The following is a 20,519-nucleotide window of genomic DNA, read 5'->3' as shown; positions in this document are numbered from 1 at the left end:
AGCTACAAAATATTTTTTATAAATTATAAGTAAATATATATTTATTGTTTTTTTAACATGTCTGCTATCTCATTCTCATTTATTATTTTAACATTTAGCTTCAGTGCTTTGATATATTTACTGTTATTTGATTTATTAGAAATTAAAAAATCTGTTTCTTTTGATATGTAATTTTTAATTATAACTCCCATTTCTTCTAATTGTGACTTGATTAAACTACGTTTTAAATGTACAAAAGAACCTGAAATGACAACTATTTTGCCGTAAAAATATTTATTTTTTTTGCAGTAGTTTTTTAATATGATACCATTTAAACAAATTCCTATTTCATCAATTAGTCTATATACTGTTTTTTGATTGTTCTCTTCTTGTATAAAATTAAATATATATTTAGCTGTTTTATGACCTACGTTACTTACTTTAATTAATTCATTAAAATCTGCTTTCATAAAATTTTCTATATTAACAAAATAATTGGCTAAATTAAGAGCAGTTAATTCACCTACTTCTCTTATACCAAGAGCAAAAATTAATCTTTGCAGATTAGTATGTTTAGATTTTTCTAAAGCAAATAATATATTGCGCGCTGATCTTAATCCTAAACCGTCAATATCCAATAATTGTTTCTCGCTAAGTAAAAATAAATCTACTACCGTATTAACATACCCTTTTTTTATTAATTTATCTATTAAATTATCTCCTATTCCTCTTATATTCATAGCTTTACTGGAAATGAAATGTTTTATAGTATTATGTTTTTGAGCATTACATGTTAAACCACCTGTACAACGTGAAATACCATTTTCTTTTATCCTCTCTATATGAGAACTACAGATTGGACAATAGCAGGGAAATATTATTTTTTTTGAATTTTTAGATCTTTTTGATGTTATTACATTCATTACTTGTGGTATAACATCTCCGGCTCTACGAATTATTACTAAATCATTTATATGCAATCCAAGACGCTGTATTTCTTTGCCATTATGTAAAGTAGCACTTTTGATGTTTACTCCCCCTATTTTAATTGGATTAAGAATTGCAACAGGTGTAACTACACCTGTTCTTCCAACCTGAAATTTTACGTCTTTAATGTAAGTACTTTTTTCTTGTGCAGGGAATTTCCAGGCTACTGCCCAGTGTGGAGATTTAGTGCTGCATCCTAAATACTGTCTCATTTCTTCTGAATCTACTTTGATAACTATACCATCTATATCAAATTCGAGAGTATTGCGAATTTTTTTAATTTCCTCATAAAACATCAAAATATCATTAATATCTTGAGCAATCTTAATATAATTACTAACAGGTAATCCCCATTCTTTTAATTGTTGTAATTTTTTTACATGACTTGATGATAAATTACCTTTATTTATAATTCCTAAACCGTAGCAAAAAAAACTTAAAGAACGGCTAGCAGTAATATTAGGATCTAAATGTCTTATAGATCCTGCAGCGGCATTACGAGGATTAGCAAATGTTTTTCTAAAGTTTATTCTAGATTCTTCATTAAGTTTTTCAAAATCCATTTGAGCCATAAATGCTTCTCCTCTTATTTCCAAAAGTACTGGAATATTATTATCAATTAGCTTATATGGAATAGATTTAATTGTTAGTATATTATCAGTAATATCCTCACCAGTATAACCATCTCCTCTGGTGGCGGCTTTGGTAAGCAGGCCATTATCATATATTAAATTAACCGCAAGACCATCTATTTTTAATTCACAACAATATTGTACTTTATTGTTTTTTAATTTTTTCTTTACACGTCTATCAAATAATAATAAATCTTTTTTATTAAAAATATTTTCCAATGATAACATTGGAGTATGATGTTTTATCTTGTCAAAAATTTTCAACCTTTTCCCACCAACTAATTGAGTTGAAGAATAATTATGAGATAATTCTGGATATTTTTTTTCTAGTTTTTTTAATTGCAATATCATTTGATCGTATTCTGTATCAGGAATTTCAGGGGAATCATGTACATAATACAAACGCTCGTGATAAAGCAATTTTTTTCTAAGCTCAACTATTTTATCTAGTATTGATTTCATAATGTTTTGTTATGTTATGTATGATTGAAAATCTTTTAACCTTCAAACAATATAATTTTTATTATACCAAAAAAGTAATATATCTAATATGCTACGAAAATATATTTTTTAATATATAACAAGTTTATGATTCAAAAATCAAATATAAATAATTACAGAAAATTTATTTAATTTTTCTGTGAATATGAAAAGTATTAATATCTTGTATTAATTACAAATCAATTGAAGTTTGATTATACATCTTAATATATTTATTACCATGAAATATGTTAATAATATAATTATTATATTCATAAAAATATTTTATAATTTAACATTGGTTTTTTATTTTTTAATTTATGTCATAATATGACATTAAAGTAATACTCTTAAACTGAAAGATGGTTATTTCCTTTTTTATACTATAAATATTTTATAATATTATAAATAACAGTATACGTAATAATATTGTTGCATCTAAAATATTTATTATTATTTATCATATATATATTCATATTTTTTACTTTATCAAGATCATAGAAAAGGTATCTTTAAGTGTTTAATGTAATTATTATTTATTTCGGTTAAACAGTTAATATGAATAAAATTTACAAAGATAATTCTTTTACGATTGGTAACTCACCATTAGTTAGATTAAACCATATAGGAAATAATTTAATATTTGTAAAAATAGAATCTCGTAATCCCAGTTTTAGTGTGAAATGTCGAATAGGTGCTAACATGATATGGGATGCGGAAAAACGCGGAGTGCTAAAAGCTAATGTAGGATTAGTAGAACCAACAAGTGGAAATACAGGAATAGCATTAGCTTATGTATCTGCTGCTCGAGGATACAAATTAACTTTAACAATGCCTGAAACTATGTCTATAGAGCGTCGTAAATTGCTTAAAGCTTTAGGAGCTCATCTTGAATTAACAGAGGGCATAAAAGGAATGAAAGGTGCAATTAGAAAAGCTGAGGAAATTGTTACCAGTAATCCAGATAGGTACTTGTTATTACAACAATTTAACAACCCAGCTAATCCGGAAATTCATGAAAATACTACTGGTCCTGAAATTTGGAGAGATATTAATGGCAAAATAGATGTTTTTATTTCAGGAGTCGGTACAGGTGGTACTTTGACTGGTGTAAGTCGGTATATTAAAAATACAAAAGGTAAAAAAGATTTAATATCAGTTGCTGTAGAACCAATTAACTCCCCAGTAATAACACAATTTCTATCCGGCAAATCTATAGTACCTGGAACACATAAAATTCAAGGTATTGGTGCTGGTTTTATTCCAGGAAATCTTGATTTAACTCTAATTGATCGTGTCGTTACTGTTTCTGACGAAGAATCTATAATAGTAGCTCGAAAATTAATGGAACAAGAAGGTATACTTTGTGGAATTTCTTCAGGAGCAGCTGTATCTGCTGCATTGAAATTACAAGAAGAGAAGACATTTAATAATAAAAATATAGTTGTAGTACTTCCATCTTCTGGAGAGAGATATTTAAGTACTATTTTATTTGATGATGTTTTTACGGAAAAAGAAATAATGCAATAAAGATAAATTTATTAAAAAATTCATCTTATTTAATATTTATATATTAGATAGTATATTGATATTAAAACCCCATTGTATTATTACAATAAAATTAAGATTAACTTGAATAAAGTTAGGAAATGATAATGTTTCAAAAAGAAATTACTATTAATTTATTGAATGGTTTACATACTAGACCTGCAGCTCAATTTGTTAAACAAGCAAAAAATTTTCAATCTGACATAACAATTATTTCTCAAGGTAAATCAGCAAACGCAAAAAGCTTGTTTAAGCTACAAACTTTGGGTTTATCTTTTGGCTCTGTAATTATTTTAAAAGCAGAAGGTATAGATGAACAAATAGCAGTTGAACACCTAACTAATTTTATAAATGAACTAAAATAAATTTTCTATAATTTTTTAAGTAATTATTTTAGTTATTAAAATAATTAATATATTTAATAATAATTGTATTGTATTTACTTTAAGATATTATTACTATGTTCCATTAATTTAATTAGTAGAGTGAATCAGCCTCGTGATAGAAAGGAAATGTTATGATTTCAGGTATTGTAGTGTCACCGGGTATCGCTTTTGGTAAAGCTATATTGTTAAAAGAACATGATATAATAATCAATTACAAAAAAATTTCCAAAGATAAAATTCATCAAGAAGTTCAAAAATTTTTAAACAGCCGCAGTAAAACAGAAAAACAATTAGAAACAATCATGATTAATACTCATAAGTCCTTTGGAGAAGATAAATCAGCAATATTTGAAGGACATATAATGATGTTAAAAGATGAAGAACTAGAGTACGAAGTAATCAATTTTATTAAAAAAGATCGTTTAACTGCAGATGCTGCTACTAAATTAGTTATTGATACTCAAATAAATGAATTAGAAAAATTACAAGACAAGTATCTTAAAGAACGTATAGTAGATATACGAGATATAGGTAAGCGTTTAATAAAAAATATTTTAGGATTAAGTAATAATAATATAAATTTAATCATGGAAAGATCAATTTTGGTTGCAGAAGATTTAACTCCATCAGAAACAGCTCAATTAAACATAGATATGGTATTAGGATTTATAACTGATTTAGGAGGGATAACCTCACATACCTCAATAATAGCTCGTTCTCTTGAAATTCCAGCTATCGTTGGTACGAAAAATGCTACTTTGCATATAAAAAATGGAGATTCAATAATTCTTGATGGATTAAACAATTTCGTACATATTAATCCATCTCAATTAACTAATAAACAATTAAAAAAAAATCATAAACAGTATATTCATGAAAAAAGAACGCTAAACAAGATAAAAAATTTACCTGCTATGACAATAGATGGTCATACAGTTAAAGTATGCGCAAATATAAGTGCATTAAGAGATTTACAAAACGTTAAAATTAGTGGAGCAGCAGGTATAGGATTGTATCGAACTGAATTTTTGTTCATGGATCGCTGTTCATTACCTACAGAAGAAGAACAGTTTCAAGCTTATAAAATCGTTACAGAATCAATGGGATCAAGAGAAATCATAGTACGCACTATGGATATTGGAGGAGATAAAAATTTACCATATATGAAGTTGCCAAAAGAAGATAATCCTTTTCTCGGCTGGCGTGCAATTCGTATTGCAATGGATCGTAAAGAAATTTTACATACTCAGTTACGTGCTATTTTACGAGCGTCTGCTTTTGGTAAAATAAAAATAATGTTTCCTATGATTATATCAGTAGAAGAGGTACGTGTTTTAAAAATTGAACTTGAAAAATTGAAAATTCAATTATCTAATGAGGGGGAGGTTTTTGATGACTCAATTGAAATTGGCATAATGATCGAAACTCCTGCTTCTACAGTAATTGCAAATCACTTAGCAAAAGAAGTTGATTTTTTTAGTATTGGAACTAATGATCTTACACAATATACATTAGCAGTTGATCGTGGTAATAGTTTAATATCGCATTTATATAATCCAATGACACCATCTGTACTTAGTCTAATCAAGCAAGTTATTGATGCATCTCATGCTGAAGGTAAATGGACAGGAATGTGTGGAGAACTTGCTAGTGATGAACGTGCAACTTTACTACTGTTAGGCATGGGATTAGATGAATTTAGCATGAGTTCAGCTTGTATTCCAAAAATTAAAAAAATCATTCGTAGTGTTAGTTTCAAAGATGTTAAATTATTAGCAGAAACAGCTTTACTTCAACCTACATATGAAGATTTAATGAAGTTAATCGATCATTTTAATAAGGACACCACCATACCTTACTAAGGTATAAACGAAACGATACTAGACTTCCATCATTATATTAGGAGAACATTATGGGTTTATTATCTAAACTTTTTGGTGATTTGATAGATAAAAGAAAAATGATTAACATTATTGCTCCTTTATCAGGTCAAATTACTGATATTGAAGAAGTCCCAGATGTAGTGTTTGCAGAAAAAATAGTAGGAGATGGTATTGCAATCAAACCTAGTGGAAATAAGATGGTCGCTCCTGTTAAAGGTAAAATTGGAAAAATTTTTGAGACTAACCATGCTTTTTCGATTGTATCAGATTATGGTATTGAGTTATTTGTTCATTTTGGAATTGATACAGTTGAATTAAAAGGAGAAGGTTTTAAAAGAATAGGTAAAGAAGGTCAAGAAGTTGAAATAGGAGAGCCGATTATTAAATTTGATTTATTATTTTTAGAAAAAAAAGCAAAATCCACTATGACTCCAATAGTAATTTCTAATATGGATGAAATTAATAAATTAGTAAAGTTATCAGGAAGAGCAATTATAGGTGAAACAACCATCATGCGTGTCAACATAAAATAAAGTTAAAAGACGATAACTATATTTAATATTGAGTTATCGTCTTTTATATTTTATATTGTTATTATTTATATCGTGATATCTATCATAAATCTTAAAAAATTAAATTAATCAATTTGATTTTAATAACTATATTATTTAAATAATTATTTGTTTATTAAGGATATAATATCATTTAAATTTTATTTTAAAAATTAAAACAATATATTATTACACAAACAAATACCATTTTTTAAAAAAATTAAATATTATATTTAAACAAGTTAGATCTTAACAATAATTAACCATTATGTATAATATAAATTCTGTCGAAAAATTTTTACTTAACTTACAAGATAAAATTTGTAATGTTTTATCAAAAGAAGATTATAATAAAGTTTTTAAAAGAGACCAATGGAATTATAAAGGTTGTAAAGGTCAAAGTTGTATATTAAAAAATGGAAAAATATTTGAACAGGCAGGAGTAAATTATTCATACGTTGATAATGTCAGAATACCTTCGGTAGCAACAACATATCATAAAAAATTTTCTGATTATATTTTTAGAGCATTAGGTATATCAATAATAGTTCACCCACTTAATCCTTATGTACCAACTAGCCATGCTAATATTCGTTTTTTTCTGGGAGAAAAAACTGGTGCTAAATCAATTTGGTGGTTTGGAGGAGGTTTTGATATGACACCTTTTTATGCTTTTAAAGAAGATGTTGTACATTGGCATAAAACTGCTTTTGATATCTGTTTACCTTTTGGTCAATTTGTATACAATAAATACAAAAAATGGTGTGATCAATATTTTTATATAAAACATCGAAATGAGCAGCGTGGTATTGGAGGTTTATTTTTTGACGATCTTAATGAACCAGATTTTGATTATTGTTTTGAATTTGCACAAGCTATAGGAAATGGATATTTAATTGCTTACCAACCAATTGTAGCACGGCGTAAAAATCTATTATGGAGTGAAAAAGAACGTCAATTTCAATTGTATAGACGGGGAAGATATGTTGAATTCAATTTAATATATGATCGAGGCACTATATTTGGCTTAAGAACTAATGGTAGGATTGAATCTATTTTGATTTCGATGCCTCCTTTAGTGCGCTGGGAGTATAATTATCAATTTGATGAAGATTCGGCAGAAGCCTCTTTATATAGAGACTTTCTACCTATTAAAGATTGGTTGTCTTAACTTACCGTAAGTATAAGAAATATATTAATTACTAATTATTTAAACACTTATAAAGGTTTAGTTTGAGCTTCTACAACAGATAATGCCACCATATTGACAATTCTTCTTACTGAAGCAATACTGGTCAATATATGCACAGGTTTTTTCATGCCCATTAAAACTGGTCCTATCGTTATTCCTTCTGAGCATGATACACGTAATAAATTATAACTAATTCTTGCTGCTTCTACATTAGGCATAATAAGTAAATTAGCAGTGCCTTTTAGAGGGCTATCTGGCATTAATTCACGACGTATATTCTCCACTAAAGCAGCGTCTCCATGCATTTCTCCATCGATTTCTAATTGAGGAGCTAATTCTTTTATGATTTTTAAAGCTCGTCTCATTTTTTGTGCGCTAGGTGTATTAGAAGTACCAAAGCTAGAATGAGATAATAAAGCTACACGAGGTTTCATGCCAAAACGCTTTACTGTTTCTGATGCCATTAAGGTAATATCTGCTAATTGTTCTGATGTAGGATCTTCGTTAACGTAAGTATCTGCAATAAATGTGTTACCACTAGGCAATAATAATGCATTTATAGTACCCGCTACCTTAACATCATCTCGCAAACCTAATACACTTTCTATTATACTATAATGTTCACTATAATTGCCAACAGTTCCACATATTAATGAATCTATTTCACCTCGATGTAACATAATAGCTCCAATTAAAGTAGGACTATTAATTATTGCAAGTTGTGCTTGTTCTTTAGTAATACCTCTCCTTTTCATGATTTGGTAATATTCGTTCCAATATTCATTAAATTTAGGATCTGATTCATTATTTATCAGTTTAAAATCTTTTCCTATTTCAATTTTTAATCCCTGTTTCTGTATTATCATATTTACAATATTTGGTCTTCCAATTAGTATAGGTTTTGCTAGACCAAGTGTTACTATTTCTTGTGTAGCATGTAATACTCTTATATCCTCTCCTTCAGCTAATAAAACATATTTTGGTAATTTCTTTGCTTGAGAAAATATTGGTTTCATAAATAAATTTGTTTTATAAACAAATTCGGTAAGTTTTTCGCGATAAGCTTCAAAATCTTTTATAGGACGCGTAGCAACACCAGATTGCATAGCTGCTTTAGCAACTGCAGGAGCTATTTGAATAATTAATCTTGGATCAAACGGTTTAGGAATCAAGTAGTCTGGACCAAAACTTAATTCTTGGTCTTCATATGCTGATGCAACAATATCACTGCGTTCAGCCTTAGCAATAGCTGCAATAGCATGTACAGCAGCAATTTTCATTTCTTCATTAATAGTTGTTGCACCAACATCTAGAGCTCCTCGGAAAATAAAAGGAAAACATAAAACATTGTTAACTTGATTAGGGAAATCAGACCTACCAGTACAAATAATAACATCTGGTCTTACTGATCTCGCTAATGGAGGCATAATTTCTGGTTCTGGATTTGCTAAAGCCAAAACAAGTGGATCTTTAGCCATTTTTTGAACCATTTGTACAGTTAATACTTTAGGACCAGAGCAGCCAAGAAATATATCTGCTCCATCAATTATTTCATCTAAAGTTCTTTTGCCATCATCTTTAACTGCATATTTAGCTTTATTTACTTCCATGTTTTCTTCCCGACCATGGAAAATGAGTCCTTTAGAATCACAAACTTTTATATTACACTTAGGTAACCCTAATTCTACTAATAGATTAATACACGCAATAGCTGATGCACCTGCTCCAGAAACTACTAATTTAACATCAGAAATATGTTTATTTACGATATATAATCCATTAATGACTGCTGCTGTACAAATAATTGCTGTGCCATGTTGATCATCATGAAATACAGGAATTTTCATACGATTACGTAGTTCTTTTTCTATGTAAAAACATTCTGGTGCTTTAATATCTTCTAAATTGATGCCACCAAAAGTTGGTTCTAATGAAGCTATTATTTGTATTATTTTATCTGGTTCTGTTTCATTTATTTCAATATCAAATACATCAATACCTGAAAATTTTTTAAATAAAACTCCTTTCCCTTCCATTACAGGTTTAGAAGCTAATGCCCCAATATTTCCTAAACCTAATACTGCAGAGCCATTAGATATTACACCTACTAAATTACCACGTGAAGTATATGTATATGATTTAAGTTCATCTGTAGCTATTTCTATACAAGGTGCAGCCACTCCAGGTGAATATGCTAGAGCTAAATCTCGTTGAGTTAATAAAGGTTTAGTAGGAGATACTTGAATTTTTCCAGATATAGGATATTGGTGAAAATCCAGAGCACTTTTTTTTAATTTATCATCCATTTGATATCCTTGGTTTATAAGCGATCATAAATTTTAAAAATCATAATCTAGTAAACATATTGATTATATTTAATATATAAAACTTAAATTATTTTTAAGAAACTACTCATTTTAGTATAAATAATATTAGTATTTTAATTTAAAATATTTATTTTCTTAAAAGGATTTAATATGAATCAATTAGAAGCTTTAAAACAATATACTACCGTAGTAGTAGATAGTAGTAATATAGAATCCATCATAAAATATTGCCCTCAAGATGCTACCACTAATCCTTCTATTATACTTGAATCTATTAATTTAGATATTTATAAAGATTTAATAGAGAATGCAATTAATTATGCTAGAAAACAAGGTGGTAGTAAAGAGATAAAGGTCATTAATGCTAGTGATAAAGTTGCTGTTGATATTGGAACAAAAATATTGAAATATATACCTGGTCGTATTTCTACAGAAATAGATGCTAGAATATCTTTTAATACATTAGCATGTATCAATAGAGCAAATAAATTAATTGGCATGTATGAAGATAATGGAATAGATCGATCACGTGTTTTAATTAAATTAGCGTCTACTTGGGAAGGAATTTGTGCTGCTAGAGAACTAGAAAAAGATAAAATCAAATGTAATTTGACATTAATATTTTCTATAATTCAAGCAATAGCTGCTGCAGAAGCAAAAGCATTTTTAATTTCTCCATTTGTTGGTCGAGTATATGATTGGTACAATAGTCGTAATTTATTAAATCCATATTCTGTAGAGCAAGATCCAGGTGTAAAATTAATTAAAGATATTTATAATTACTATAAAAACCACGATTATAATACCATTATCATGGGAGCCAGTTTCCGTAAAAAAGATCAAATTACTGCATTAGCGGGTTGTGATTATTTAACAATATCTCCAAATTTATTAAATGAACTGCGAAATACCCATGAACCTTTGGTAAAAAACTTAAATATTTTTACTAATAAAATATTTTATAAGTCTACTCCTATATTAGAATCTGAATTTCGTTGGGAACAAAACCAAAATCCCATGGCTGTAGAAAAACTATCTGAAGGTATCAGAAAATTTTCCTTAGATCAGCAACAACTAGAAATTGTGCTTTCAACTAAGATATAGGATTTGACGTAACAGTATTAAGGCGGATATTATTCCCGCCTTAATATTTGTTATATATATAAATTAATAAGATTATACATCTTAAAAAACATCTAACTAAAATATCTGTTATTTCAAATAACTATAAAATACGTTTAATATTATATCATTAGATAATTGTTGATTTTTAAATATCAAATTAATTATTTTAATAATTTTTAAATATTAATCATATGAATTTTAACACCATACAATTTATTATTAGTTAACAAACGTAATGGATTATATATTGTTAATACGATCATTTAAAATTCATTTAATTTTCAAAATTCATCTAATTTTCATAAAAACCAGTTTTTATATATTACTGACTGTAATATTTAACTAATAACAACATTTATTACTACAATAATACTATTTTGATATATTGCTTATTTTAAGTTTAAACTATCATCATTATGATAATATGCTTTTTCTTTTTTAGATATTTCTCTAACACGCTTACGTACTCTAAACCATCCTATTACTAAGATTAATGCAATTAAAGGAATAGAGGCTATAGTATAAGTTCCATTTGGATAGTCAAAAGCCATTAGTACTACAACACAAAACAAGAACAATAGAGTTAGCCATGAAGTAAAAGGTGCACCTGGTAATTTAAACTTTACTTCTTTTGCTTTACCTTCTTGAATAGCTTTACGTAAACGTAAATGACATATTATTATAAAAGTCCATGAAGAAATAATACCAAGAGAAGCATAATTTATCATAATCTCAAATACTTTCGTAGGCAAACTATAATTAAGAAATACACCAATTATATAAATCGCAACGGTAGACATAATTCCAGCATAGGGTACTTTCTGAGCGCTCATTTTTGACATAAACTTTGGAGCTGATCCGCCCATAGACATAGATCTTAGTATTCTTCCAGTAGAATACAGACCTGAATTGATACTAGAAAGTGCTGCACTTAAAACAACAAAGTTCATTACATGACAAACATATGGTATGCCTAATTTAGATAATACCGTAACGAAAGGACTTTCGTTTGCATGATAAGCATTCCATGGTAATAAAAGTACTAATAATAATATTGAACCAGTGTAGAAAACACCTATGCGCCATATTATACTATTAATTGCTCTTGGTAAAATATTTTCAGGATCTTTGCATTCACCTGCTGCAGTACCAACTAATTCAATTGAGGCAAAAGCAAATACTACCCCCTGTATTAATACCAAAGCAGATAATAATCCATGAGGGAAAAATCCTCCTTGATCAGTAATCAAATGAATACCTGTCATATTACCATCTACTGGATGGCCACTAATAAGAACTACTATACCAATAACTAAAAAAAAGATGAGCGCCAATACCTTGATCAGAGAACACCAAAATTCCATTTCAGCAAACCATCTTACTCCAACCATATTCATAACACTAACTACAATAAGAGCAACTAGTGCAAATACCCATTGAGGAATTGCACTAAATATTTTCCAGTATTTTATGTATAGGGCTACAGCGGTAATATCAACAATACCAGTCATAGCCCAATTAAGAAAATACATCCAACCTGCAATATATGAAGCTTTTTCACCAAAAAATTCTCTGGCATAAGATACAAAACTTCCACTAGAAGGACGATTTAAAATTAATTCACCTAAAGCACGTAAAATAAAGAAAGAAAAAATACCACAAATAATATAAATTAATACTAATGATGGTCCTGCTATTTGTAAACGACCACCTGTACCTAAAAATAAACCAGTTCCTATCGCTCCTCCAATTGCAATCATTTGAACATGTCGATTATCCATTGATTTTTGGTAACCAATATCATGAGAATTTAACCAACGTCTTTTTGCATCGCTAACTTCAGTTAATTCTTGTTTTTTATGCATCATAAATTTCCTATTTATCCTAATTAGGATTATTCAATTTTTTATTAAATTATTAGGAATATGGTGTTTTAATTTATTGTTTTATAAGTTATAATCAAGAAATATAAAATTTATTCTAATAAATTTTCTGATATTTATTCAATAATCTTATGAGTTAATTGATATTTGATTTTAAAATTAAGCTGTATTATAAAACCAGATAGAATTAACAATAAAAATTTAGCTTGTCATAAATAATTATTAATACTTTAATTTTTAGCAAAAAAAATATGAAATCAAAATTCAAAATAATGTTATAAACATGTTATAAAAATAATGTTATAAAATGTTATAATTTGATAGTATTATATAAATAAATTTTATAAAAACAGTAAACAAAATATCAATACTAAATATATACATATAATATAAATTAATAAGATTATATATCTTAAGAAACATCTAACTAAAATATCTGTTATTTCAAATAACTCTAAAATAGATTTAATTTTATAGCATTTAGATAATTATTGATTTTTTAAATTATTAAATAGAATATTGTTATATTCTGATGTGATTGTTTTTACTACTTCTATTATTTATATTTTCTTATAAAATAAGACGATTCATAATTTCATGTAACTGATTACGATTATGAAAAATCAATTAGCATCACATATGCCAAATTCAACTGATAAATTATTATAATTAAATCATTAAAGCAATTAACAATTCATAAATGTATAGTATTTAATATAAGTTATTTATTATTAAACATTTGGTTTTTAAACAACAAATAACCTCTCTAAGTAAAATATTTAGTATATCTTTTAATATAAAGATTGTACTACTAAATATATAAAAACACAAAATATTATTTTATTTTTTACTTTTTATATTATTTAATAGTTATTGTGTTTATAAAATTATTAAGGATAAATTAATTATGTTATGTCCAATAGTTGAACTTACAAAACAACTTATTAGATGTCCTTCCATAAGTCCTTATGATGCGGGATGTCAAGATTTATTGATTAATCGACTTGAAGCAATAGGATTTAATATAGAAACAATTAATATTAATGACACTAAAAATTTTTGGGCCACACGTCGTCGAGGAGAAACGCTAGCATTTGCCGGGCATACTGATGTAGTCCCACCTGGAGACATTAATAGCTGGAATCATTTTCCTTTTGAACCTTTTATGGACAAAGGTATGCTATTTGGCCGTGGTGCAGCAGATATGAAAGGTGCTTTAGCTGCTATGGTAGTAGCTGCTGAACGTTTTGTTAAAATACATCCAAATCATAAAGGTTGTTTAGCTTTTCTTATAACTTCAGACGAAGAAAATACAGCAAGAAATGGTACTTTAAAAGTAGTTGAGCGATTAATGTCACGAAATGATAGATTAGATTATTGTCTAATTGGTGAACCCACTAGTGAAATTAATTTGGGAGATATAATAAAAAACGGACGTCGTGGTTCAATAAATGCGAAATTAACGATTAAAGGCATACAAGGCCATGTTGCATATCCCGATTTAGCAGATAATCCTATACATGCAGGAATACAAATATTAAATGAACTAATACATGCTGTTTGGGATAAAGGAAATGATTTTTTTCCACCGACAATTATGCAAATTACTAATATACAAGCAGGAGATGGTGTTAATAATATTATACCAGGAAACTTATTAATTAAATTTAATATTCGGTTTAGTACAGAGTTAGATGATGAAATGATTCGTGAACGATTTGATATACTACTTGCAGCAAATAAACAATTAAATTATTCTATTGAGTGGGATCTTGCTGCTAAACCTTTTTTTACTTACCATAAAAAATTGACTGATATAGTTATAAAAACAGTGTTTCACTATAGCAAAGTTAAACCAAAAATTTTCAATAATGGTGGAACATCTGATGGACGATTCATTATTTGCACTGGCGCTCAAGTAGTTGAATTAGGTTTAGTTAACAAAACAATTCATAAAATTAATGAATATGTAAGAATATTTGACTTACAGATTTTGAGTAAGATATATCAACGTATAATGGAACAAATAATTGCTTGATTATTTTGATAAAAAACACAGTTTCTTTTTTTTATAAGAAATTAATTAATGGTTAAGTTAGATTATTATTTAATAAAATAATTACTTAATCTACTAGCCACCAATTCATATGCTTGAATCACTCCAGAAGAATTAGTGGGATTTTTTCGAAACAAATCTTTATCTAGTTTATCCATATTTTTTATATCCCATAAACGTGCAGTATCAGGAGAAAATTCATCACCTAATACTATTTCATTATTCAGCAAACCAAATTCTAATTTAAAATCAACCAGTATTATACTGATATCATTAAATAATTTATTCAAAATATCATTTATTTTATAAGTGATTGACTTCATAGTTATTAGGTGTTTCTTGCTTACCCAACCAAAAGTTTCACAGTAAGAATGATTGATCATTGGATCATTCTTCATATCATTTTTTAAAAATATTTCAAATATTGGAGGATTTAATACAATACCTTCTTTTATATCTATTCTCTTAATTAAAGACCCTGCTGCACGATTTCTCAAAACACACTCAATAGGTAGCATTATTAGCTTTTTCACTAATAATTCATTGTCTGATATTTTGTTTTCTAAATGACATTTTATTCCATTATCTTGTAATTTAGTCATAACAAAATGGTTGATTGCGTTATTTATTGATCCTTTGCCAGCAAAGTTCTGAAATTTAAGTCCATTATTTGCAGATATATCGTCACGAAAATGTATTATTAAAAAATCTTTTTCTTCTGTGCAATATACAGTTTTTGATTTTCCACGATATAGTTCAGATGTTTTTTTCATTGTAAAATCCTAAGAAAATAAATATAATCTTATCTATTTAATATGTTTTGTAGTACTTTCATTAAAGTATCATTTGTTTTTTTATCTAAAATATTACCCTTAGCGCTAATAAATCTTAGACTAACATATTTATTTAAATTACCAAGTTGAACAGTATAATCACCCTCTGGCAGATTAGGATTGTTTATGTTAATAGACTTCCAAAATAAATTGCCAGTTTTTTTATAAGTTACATTAAAGGTACCTTTTGTTTTATCACTATAATTTATGCGCATACCTATTAATTTCATTGCAAATTTTAAACGTTCCCAAGCTGTATCAAATGATGTGTAAAGCTTTAGCATTGGTAAATTGTTTTCTTTATCGATTATGCTTTTAACGTTGATTTTACTATCAGAAGTAATAGGATAAACTTTTTTATCATTTTGTATTTTAGATAAACCTAATATTATATTATTAAGCATTGTTATTGTATAATGTCTTATATGAAAAGGTGATTTAATGTTTTTTTCTCCTTGTTTTAAATCAATCAAATAAATGGTAAACAATAATTTAGATTGATGTTTTTGTAAACTTAAATGATATCTTCCAGTATATATTTTATTGTCATAGAATCGATTCAATTTAATCCAATCGGTTGTTAATTGATGTAATATTTCATTATTGGATAAAATTGGTAATTTATAAAATTTCGTTATATTGACTATTTGTGACCACAGAGTATCTATGTTATTTTGATTAACAAATAATAATCCTTTATTTTCTAAATAATTAATATTTATATCATCAGTTATGTATAAAGGTTGAATTGGTGGATATAAATTCAGTTTTTCTTTAACTATATTATTAGTTTTATTGTTTATAATTGGTATATCATAATTACCTCTTTGAATAGGAAAAATAATATCGTTAGGTGATTTCATTTCTTGCAATTTATTAGCTTTTAAGTAATAAAATTCATTAATGTTAAATTGACTATAAGAACATGATGAAAGTAAAAATATAACAAACAATCTTATTATTAACATATCACTTGAACGCTTTACTATGCAACTCATCCAAAATTCCTAATTATTGTAAACCTGATAGTATTAAAGCCTGCTCTACTTGTAATTGATTTATATTAGACAAGGTAGTCATAGGTAGACGCAGATTGTCGTGTTCGATCAAACCAATCTTTTTGGCTGCCCATTTTACTGGAATTGGATTTGATTCACAAAAAAGAACTTTATGCAAAAACATTAAATTTTGATTCAATTGATAAGCTTTATTAAATTTTTTTTGACTTGCTAATTTACAGATTGTTACCATTTCTCTTGCAGCAATATTTGCTGTTACTGAAATAATTCCATTACCTCCTAGTCTCATAAAATCTAATGCTGTAATATCATCCCCACTCATTAAAATAAAATCACTGTTTACTAAATTATTTATTTGATTAATGCGTGATAAATCGCCGGTTGCTTCTTTGATTCCAATGATATTTTTGATTTTTGATAAACGTGCTACAGTTTCAGGAAGTATATCACATCCTGTTCGAGATGGAACATTATATAATATTTGTGGCAAATTGGTACTATTAGCAATAGCTTTAAAATGTTGATATAAACCTTCTTGTGTAGGGCGATTATAATAAGGAGTTACAGATAAACATCCTTTAATTCCAGAGTACTCAAAACGTTTAGTAAGAGATATTGCTTCTGCAGTATCATTTGAACCTGTTCCAGCAATCACAGCAATCTTTTCATTTGCAATTTCTAAAGTTTGCATAACCACATTACCATGTTCTTCATGACTTAGTGTTGCAGATTCACCAGTAGTGCCTACTGAAACAATAGCTGATGTACCACTATTAATATGATAGTTAACCAATTTTTTTAAACTAGAAAGGCACAATTTGCCTTTAGGATCCATTGGGGTAATAAGAGCAACAATGCTTCCCGAAAATATCATATATTTTCCTTAAAATATTTTATTTGTCTTAATCTTAATAAAATTTAATTTAACTTTTATCAACATGTTAATAAATTTTATTAGTCAATATATTAGTAATATGATAACTTTAAATATTATTTAAATATTAGTAATAATTTATAGTATTAATTTAAATAAAAATGACCTAATGAATCGTGTAGAATAATTTTGTATGATAATAATTATCTAGTAAATGTTGACAAATGAAGCTAAAAACATTTTATATTAATCATTATATTTTATCTAGTTATTTATCTGTAGTTAATTTAGATAAATTTATAGACCAATTATTAAAATTAATAACATAAAGTAAAATTAATTTTTATCAATTTTAGATTTCTTTCAACATAAGAGAACCCATTTATGACACCTATGAATAAATTAAAACAATTTTTACTTGTTGTTTAGATATTAAATTGTTACATTTTATAATGTTATATTATAAATGTATACTTAAGAACAAATTAATCAACAATTTATTTTGGAGTTAATAACTATCATTAATATTATCAATAAATATTATTTATTATACTATATACTAATTGTCGTTATAGGATGCTTAAATATTTATCTATATTGCTAGAAATGAGAATAATATTGGTTTTTGTTTATTATATATTGGTTCAGAAGATCATTATATATCTTCATGTTTATATTTAATAAATTCGTTCAATTTAAAATTAAATGATTGCAATTAACGATTATCGTTAGTTTGAAATTTAATGTAACTGCATAATCAATTTATATCGGCTATTGATAAGTATTAATTCTAAAAAATTTTTATACTGGTATTATGTAATTACGTTAATATGTAATTTGTATCTACATAAAATGTGTGTTATCTTAACAGCTTGAATTAGTTTTTTAATTTTTAAAAAAGAAATACTTTATATTAAAATACGTAATAGTAATATTTTTTATTTTTCATTGATTTAAATAAAATTTTTGTAAAATCAATAATTATTTGGAATAAAATGATGTTTCAATATTACATGTATTAATTTAACAATAATTTCTTAATTACATAAGTAATTTAAATATTGAGGAACATACATTAGTGTTAGATAAAAAATCTATTATAAATTATAAAGATGCTGGTGTTAATATTGATACCAGTAATTTACTTGTTAAGTATATAAAAAACATATCAAAAAAAACTAATAGACCAGGAATTATAAGTAGTATAGGTGGTTTTAGTGCACTATGTCAATTACCAAACAAATATGTTGAGCCGGTAATAGTAACTACAACCGATGGAGTTGGTAGTAAATTACTTTTAGCGATGGATGAAAAGCACTATAATAGTATTGGTGTTGATTTGGTTGCTATGTGTGTCAATGATATAGTAGTTTGCGGAGCAGAACCTCTTTTCTTTTTAGATTATTACTCAACTAGTAAATTAGATGTGAATATTGCTCGTCCAGTAATGCAAGGTATTGTTGAGGGTTGTATAAATTCTGGTTGTTCTTTTATAGGAGGTGAAACTGCTGAAATTCCAGGGATGTATTTTAATCAAGGATTTGATTTAGCTGGTTTCTGCATAGGTGTAGTTGAAAAATCTAAAATCATTAACGGAAAAGAAATTAATGATGGTGATGCCTTAATTGCTTTGAGCTCTAGTGGGCTACATGCTAATGGTTATTCTTTAATAAATAAGATTATCAAGGTGAATCAGATTGATCCTGCTATAAAACAAATTAATAAAAAACCTTTAATTCATTATTTAATAAAACCAACACGCATATATGTAAAAAATATATTAAAATTAATAAAAATTTTTAACATAAAAGCAATGATACATATAACTGGTGGTGGTTTTATAGAAAACATCCCTAGAATATTACCTGATAACACTCAAGCAATAATTAATGAAAGCAGCTGGTCTTGGTCACCAATATTCAATTGGATACAAAGAAAAAGCAATATAAACACATTAGAAATGTATCGTACATTTAATTGTGGTGTCGGTATGTTATTAGTTGCTAATCCAATAGAGGTTGAAAAAATAATTTCTTTTATGAATCATATTGGTGAAAAGGCATGGAAAATTGGTATTATTGAAAATTCATATTCTAAGGAACGTGTAGTTTTTAAACAATGAAAAAAATAATTGTATTGATCTCGGGTCAAGGAAGCAATCTGCAATCTATTATTAATGCTTGTTATCATAAACAAATTAATGCAAAAGTTGTTGCTGTTTTTAGCGATCGCTCTTCTGCCTATGGTTTAACATATGCTAGAAAAGCACAAATACCAGCTAATATTATTATTCCAAATACATTTACTGATCGTCAACATTTTGATTTTGTTCTTTCTCAAGAAATTGATAGATATAAACCTGATTTAATTGTTTTAGCCGGTTACATGCGTATTTTAAGCAATTTTTTCGTAAACCATTTTAAAGGAATGATAATTAACATTCATCCTTCTTTATTACCTAAGTATCCAGGTTTAAACACTCATCGCAAAGTGTTAGAAAATGGTGATTTAGAACATGGATTATCAGTTCATTTCGTAACTAATAAATTAGATAGCGGACCAATTATTACACAAAAAAAAATTGCTATTGTTCCCACAGATAATGAAATGTCTATTATTAAACGTATTAAACACCAGGAACATATTATATATCCCATTGTAATTAAATGGTTTATAGAAGGGAGATTAATAATGAAAGAAGAACAAGCATGGTTAGATGGTAAAAAAATACCTATATAAATTTACACTAATAGATATAAATAAA

General features: G+C 27.0%; 15 protein-coding genes. 9 read left to right on the top strand and 6 right to left on the bottom strand.

Annotated elements, in window-relative coordinates:
* Nucleotides 1-41: 41 nt before the first annotated feature.
* Entirely contained in the window at nucleotides 42-2,060 is a 2,019-nt protein-coding gene (gene ligA / locus CRV11_RS00425; protein ID WP_136131374.1) for an NAD-dependent DNA ligase LigA, read from the bottom strand.
* Between the two features lie 576 nt (nucleotides 2,061-2,636).
* Between ligA and cysK the strand changes: the two genes are divergently transcribed.
* The 5 genes from cysK (at nucleotide 2,637) to hemF (ending at nucleotide 7,617) form a co-directional block, all read left to right on the top strand.
* Nucleotides 2,637-3,608 (top strand): cysteine synthase A, encoded by a 972-nt coding sequence (gene cysK / locus CRV11_RS00420; RefSeq protein ID WP_136131373.1) that lies wholly within the window; start codon nucleotides 2,637-2,639, stop codon nucleotides 3,606-3,608.
* 125 nt (nucleotides 3,609-3,733) lie between these two features.
* Nucleotides 3,734-3,991, top strand: coding sequence for an HPr family phosphocarrier protein (locus CRV11_RS00415; protein ID WP_136131372.1), 258 nt, complete (start codon nucleotides 3,734-3,736; stop codon nucleotides 3,989-3,991).
* A 152-nt stretch (nucleotides 3,992-4,143) separates the two neighbouring features.
* On the top strand, nucleotides 4,144-5,874 hold the full coding sequence (ptsI, locus tag CRV11_RS00410; protein ID WP_136131371.1) for a phosphoenolpyruvate-protein phosphotransferase PtsI: 1,731 nt from the start codon (nucleotides 4,144-4,146) through the stop codon (nucleotides 5,872-5,874).
* Between the two features lie 50 nt (nucleotides 5,875-5,924).
* The gene (crr, locus tag CRV11_RS00405) at nucleotides 5,925-6,428 is read left to right on the top strand and encodes a PTS glucose transporter subunit IIA (protein ID WP_136131370.1); all 504 of its coding nucleotides are present in this window, start codon (nucleotides 5,925-5,927) and stop codon (nucleotides 6,426-6,428) included.
* A gap of 286 nt (nucleotides 6,429-6,714) precedes the next feature.
* Nucleotides 6,715-7,617: an oxygen-dependent coproporphyrinogen oxidase gene (gene hemF / locus CRV11_RS00400; RefSeq protein WP_136131369.1), complete on the top strand. Its 903-nt coding sequence runs from the start codon at nucleotides 6,715-6,717 to the stop codon at nucleotides 7,615-7,617.
* 47 nt (nucleotides 7,618-7,664) lie between these two features.
* Here hemF and CRV11_RS00395 read toward each other — a convergent pair whose 3' ends face one another.
* Complete coding sequence (locus CRV11_RS00395) at nucleotides 7,665-9,944, bottom strand: NADP-dependent malic enzyme (RefSeq protein ID WP_136131368.1); 2,280 nt, start codon at nucleotides 9,942-9,944, stop codon at nucleotides 7,665-7,667.
* A 171-nt stretch (nucleotides 9,945-10,115) separates the two neighbouring features.
* Here CRV11_RS00395 and tal point away from each other — a divergent pair, with 171 nt between their 5' ends.
* Nucleotides 10,116-11,069 carry a transaldolase gene (gene tal / locus CRV11_RS00390; protein ID WP_136131367.1) on the top strand — a complete coding sequence of 318 codons (954 nt, stop codon included), beginning with the start codon at nucleotides 10,116-10,118 and terminating at the stop codon, nucleotides 11,067-11,069.
* A 410-nt stretch (nucleotides 11,070-11,479) separates the two neighbouring features.
* On the opposite strand, the gene ansP is transcribed toward tal, so the two are convergent.
* Nucleotides 11,480-12,958, bottom strand: coding sequence for an L-asparagine permease (gene ansP / locus CRV11_RS00385; RefSeq protein WP_136131366.1), 1,479 nt, complete (start codon nucleotides 12,956-12,958; stop codon nucleotides 11,480-11,482).
* Nucleotides 12,959-13,880: 922 nt separating this feature from the next.
* On the opposite strand from ansP, the gene dapE reads away from it, so the two are divergent.
* On the top strand, nucleotides 13,881-15,011 hold the full coding sequence (gene dapE / locus CRV11_RS00380; RefSeq protein WP_136131365.1) for a succinyl-diaminopimelate desuccinylase: 1,131 nt from the start codon (nucleotides 13,881-13,883) through the stop codon (nucleotides 15,009-15,011).
* Between the two features lie 65 nt (nucleotides 15,012-15,076).
* Here dapE and purC read toward each other — a convergent pair whose 3' ends face one another.
* The 3 genes from purC to dapA are packed head-to-tail and all read right to left on the bottom strand — an operon-like array spanning nucleotide 15,077 to nucleotide 17,752.
* Nucleotides 15,077-15,802: a phosphoribosylaminoimidazolesuccinocarboxamide synthase gene (purC, locus tag CRV11_RS00375; RefSeq protein WP_136131364.1), complete on the bottom strand. Its 726-nt coding sequence runs from the start codon at nucleotides 15,800-15,802 to the stop codon at nucleotides 15,077-15,079.
* A 29-nt stretch (nucleotides 15,803-15,831) separates the two neighbouring features.
* Nucleotides 15,832-16,860, bottom strand: a complete 1,029-nt coding sequence (bamC, locus tag CRV11_RS00370) for an outer membrane protein assembly factor BamC (RefSeq protein WP_136131363.1) — start codon at nucleotides 16,858-16,860, stop codon at nucleotides 15,832-15,834.
* Between the two features lie 13 nt (nucleotides 16,861-16,873).
* Nucleotides 16,874-17,752, bottom strand: a complete 879-nt coding sequence (dapA, locus tag CRV11_RS00365) for a 4-hydroxy-tetrahydrodipicolinate synthase (RefSeq protein ID WP_136131598.1) — start codon at nucleotides 17,750-17,752, stop codon at nucleotides 16,874-16,876.
* A gap of 1,081 nt (nucleotides 17,753-18,833) precedes the next feature.
* On the opposite strand from dapA, the gene purM reads away from it, so the two are divergent.
* Complete coding sequence (gene purM / locus CRV11_RS00360; RefSeq protein WP_136131362.1) at nucleotides 18,834-19,877, top strand: phosphoribosylformylglycinamidine cyclo-ligase; 1,044 nt, start codon at nucleotides 18,834-18,836, stop codon at nucleotides 19,875-19,877.
* Nucleotides 19,874-20,494, top strand: a complete 621-nt coding sequence (purN, locus tag CRV11_RS00355) for a phosphoribosylglycinamide formyltransferase (RefSeq protein WP_136131361.1) — start codon at nucleotides 19,874-19,876, stop codon at nucleotides 20,492-20,494. Before purM ends, purN begins: the two co-directional genes overlap by 4 nt.
* Nucleotides 20,495-20,519: the final 25 nt, after the last annotated feature.

Origin of the sequence: Candidatus Pantoea edessiphila (assembly GCF_002933335.1) — a bacterium.
In the GTDB taxonomy this organism is placed as follows: Bacteria; Pseudomonadota; Gammaproteobacteria; order Enterobacterales; family Enterobacteriaceae; genus Pantoea_C.
This window is presented reverse-complemented; position numbering and strand designations above follow the sequence as displayed.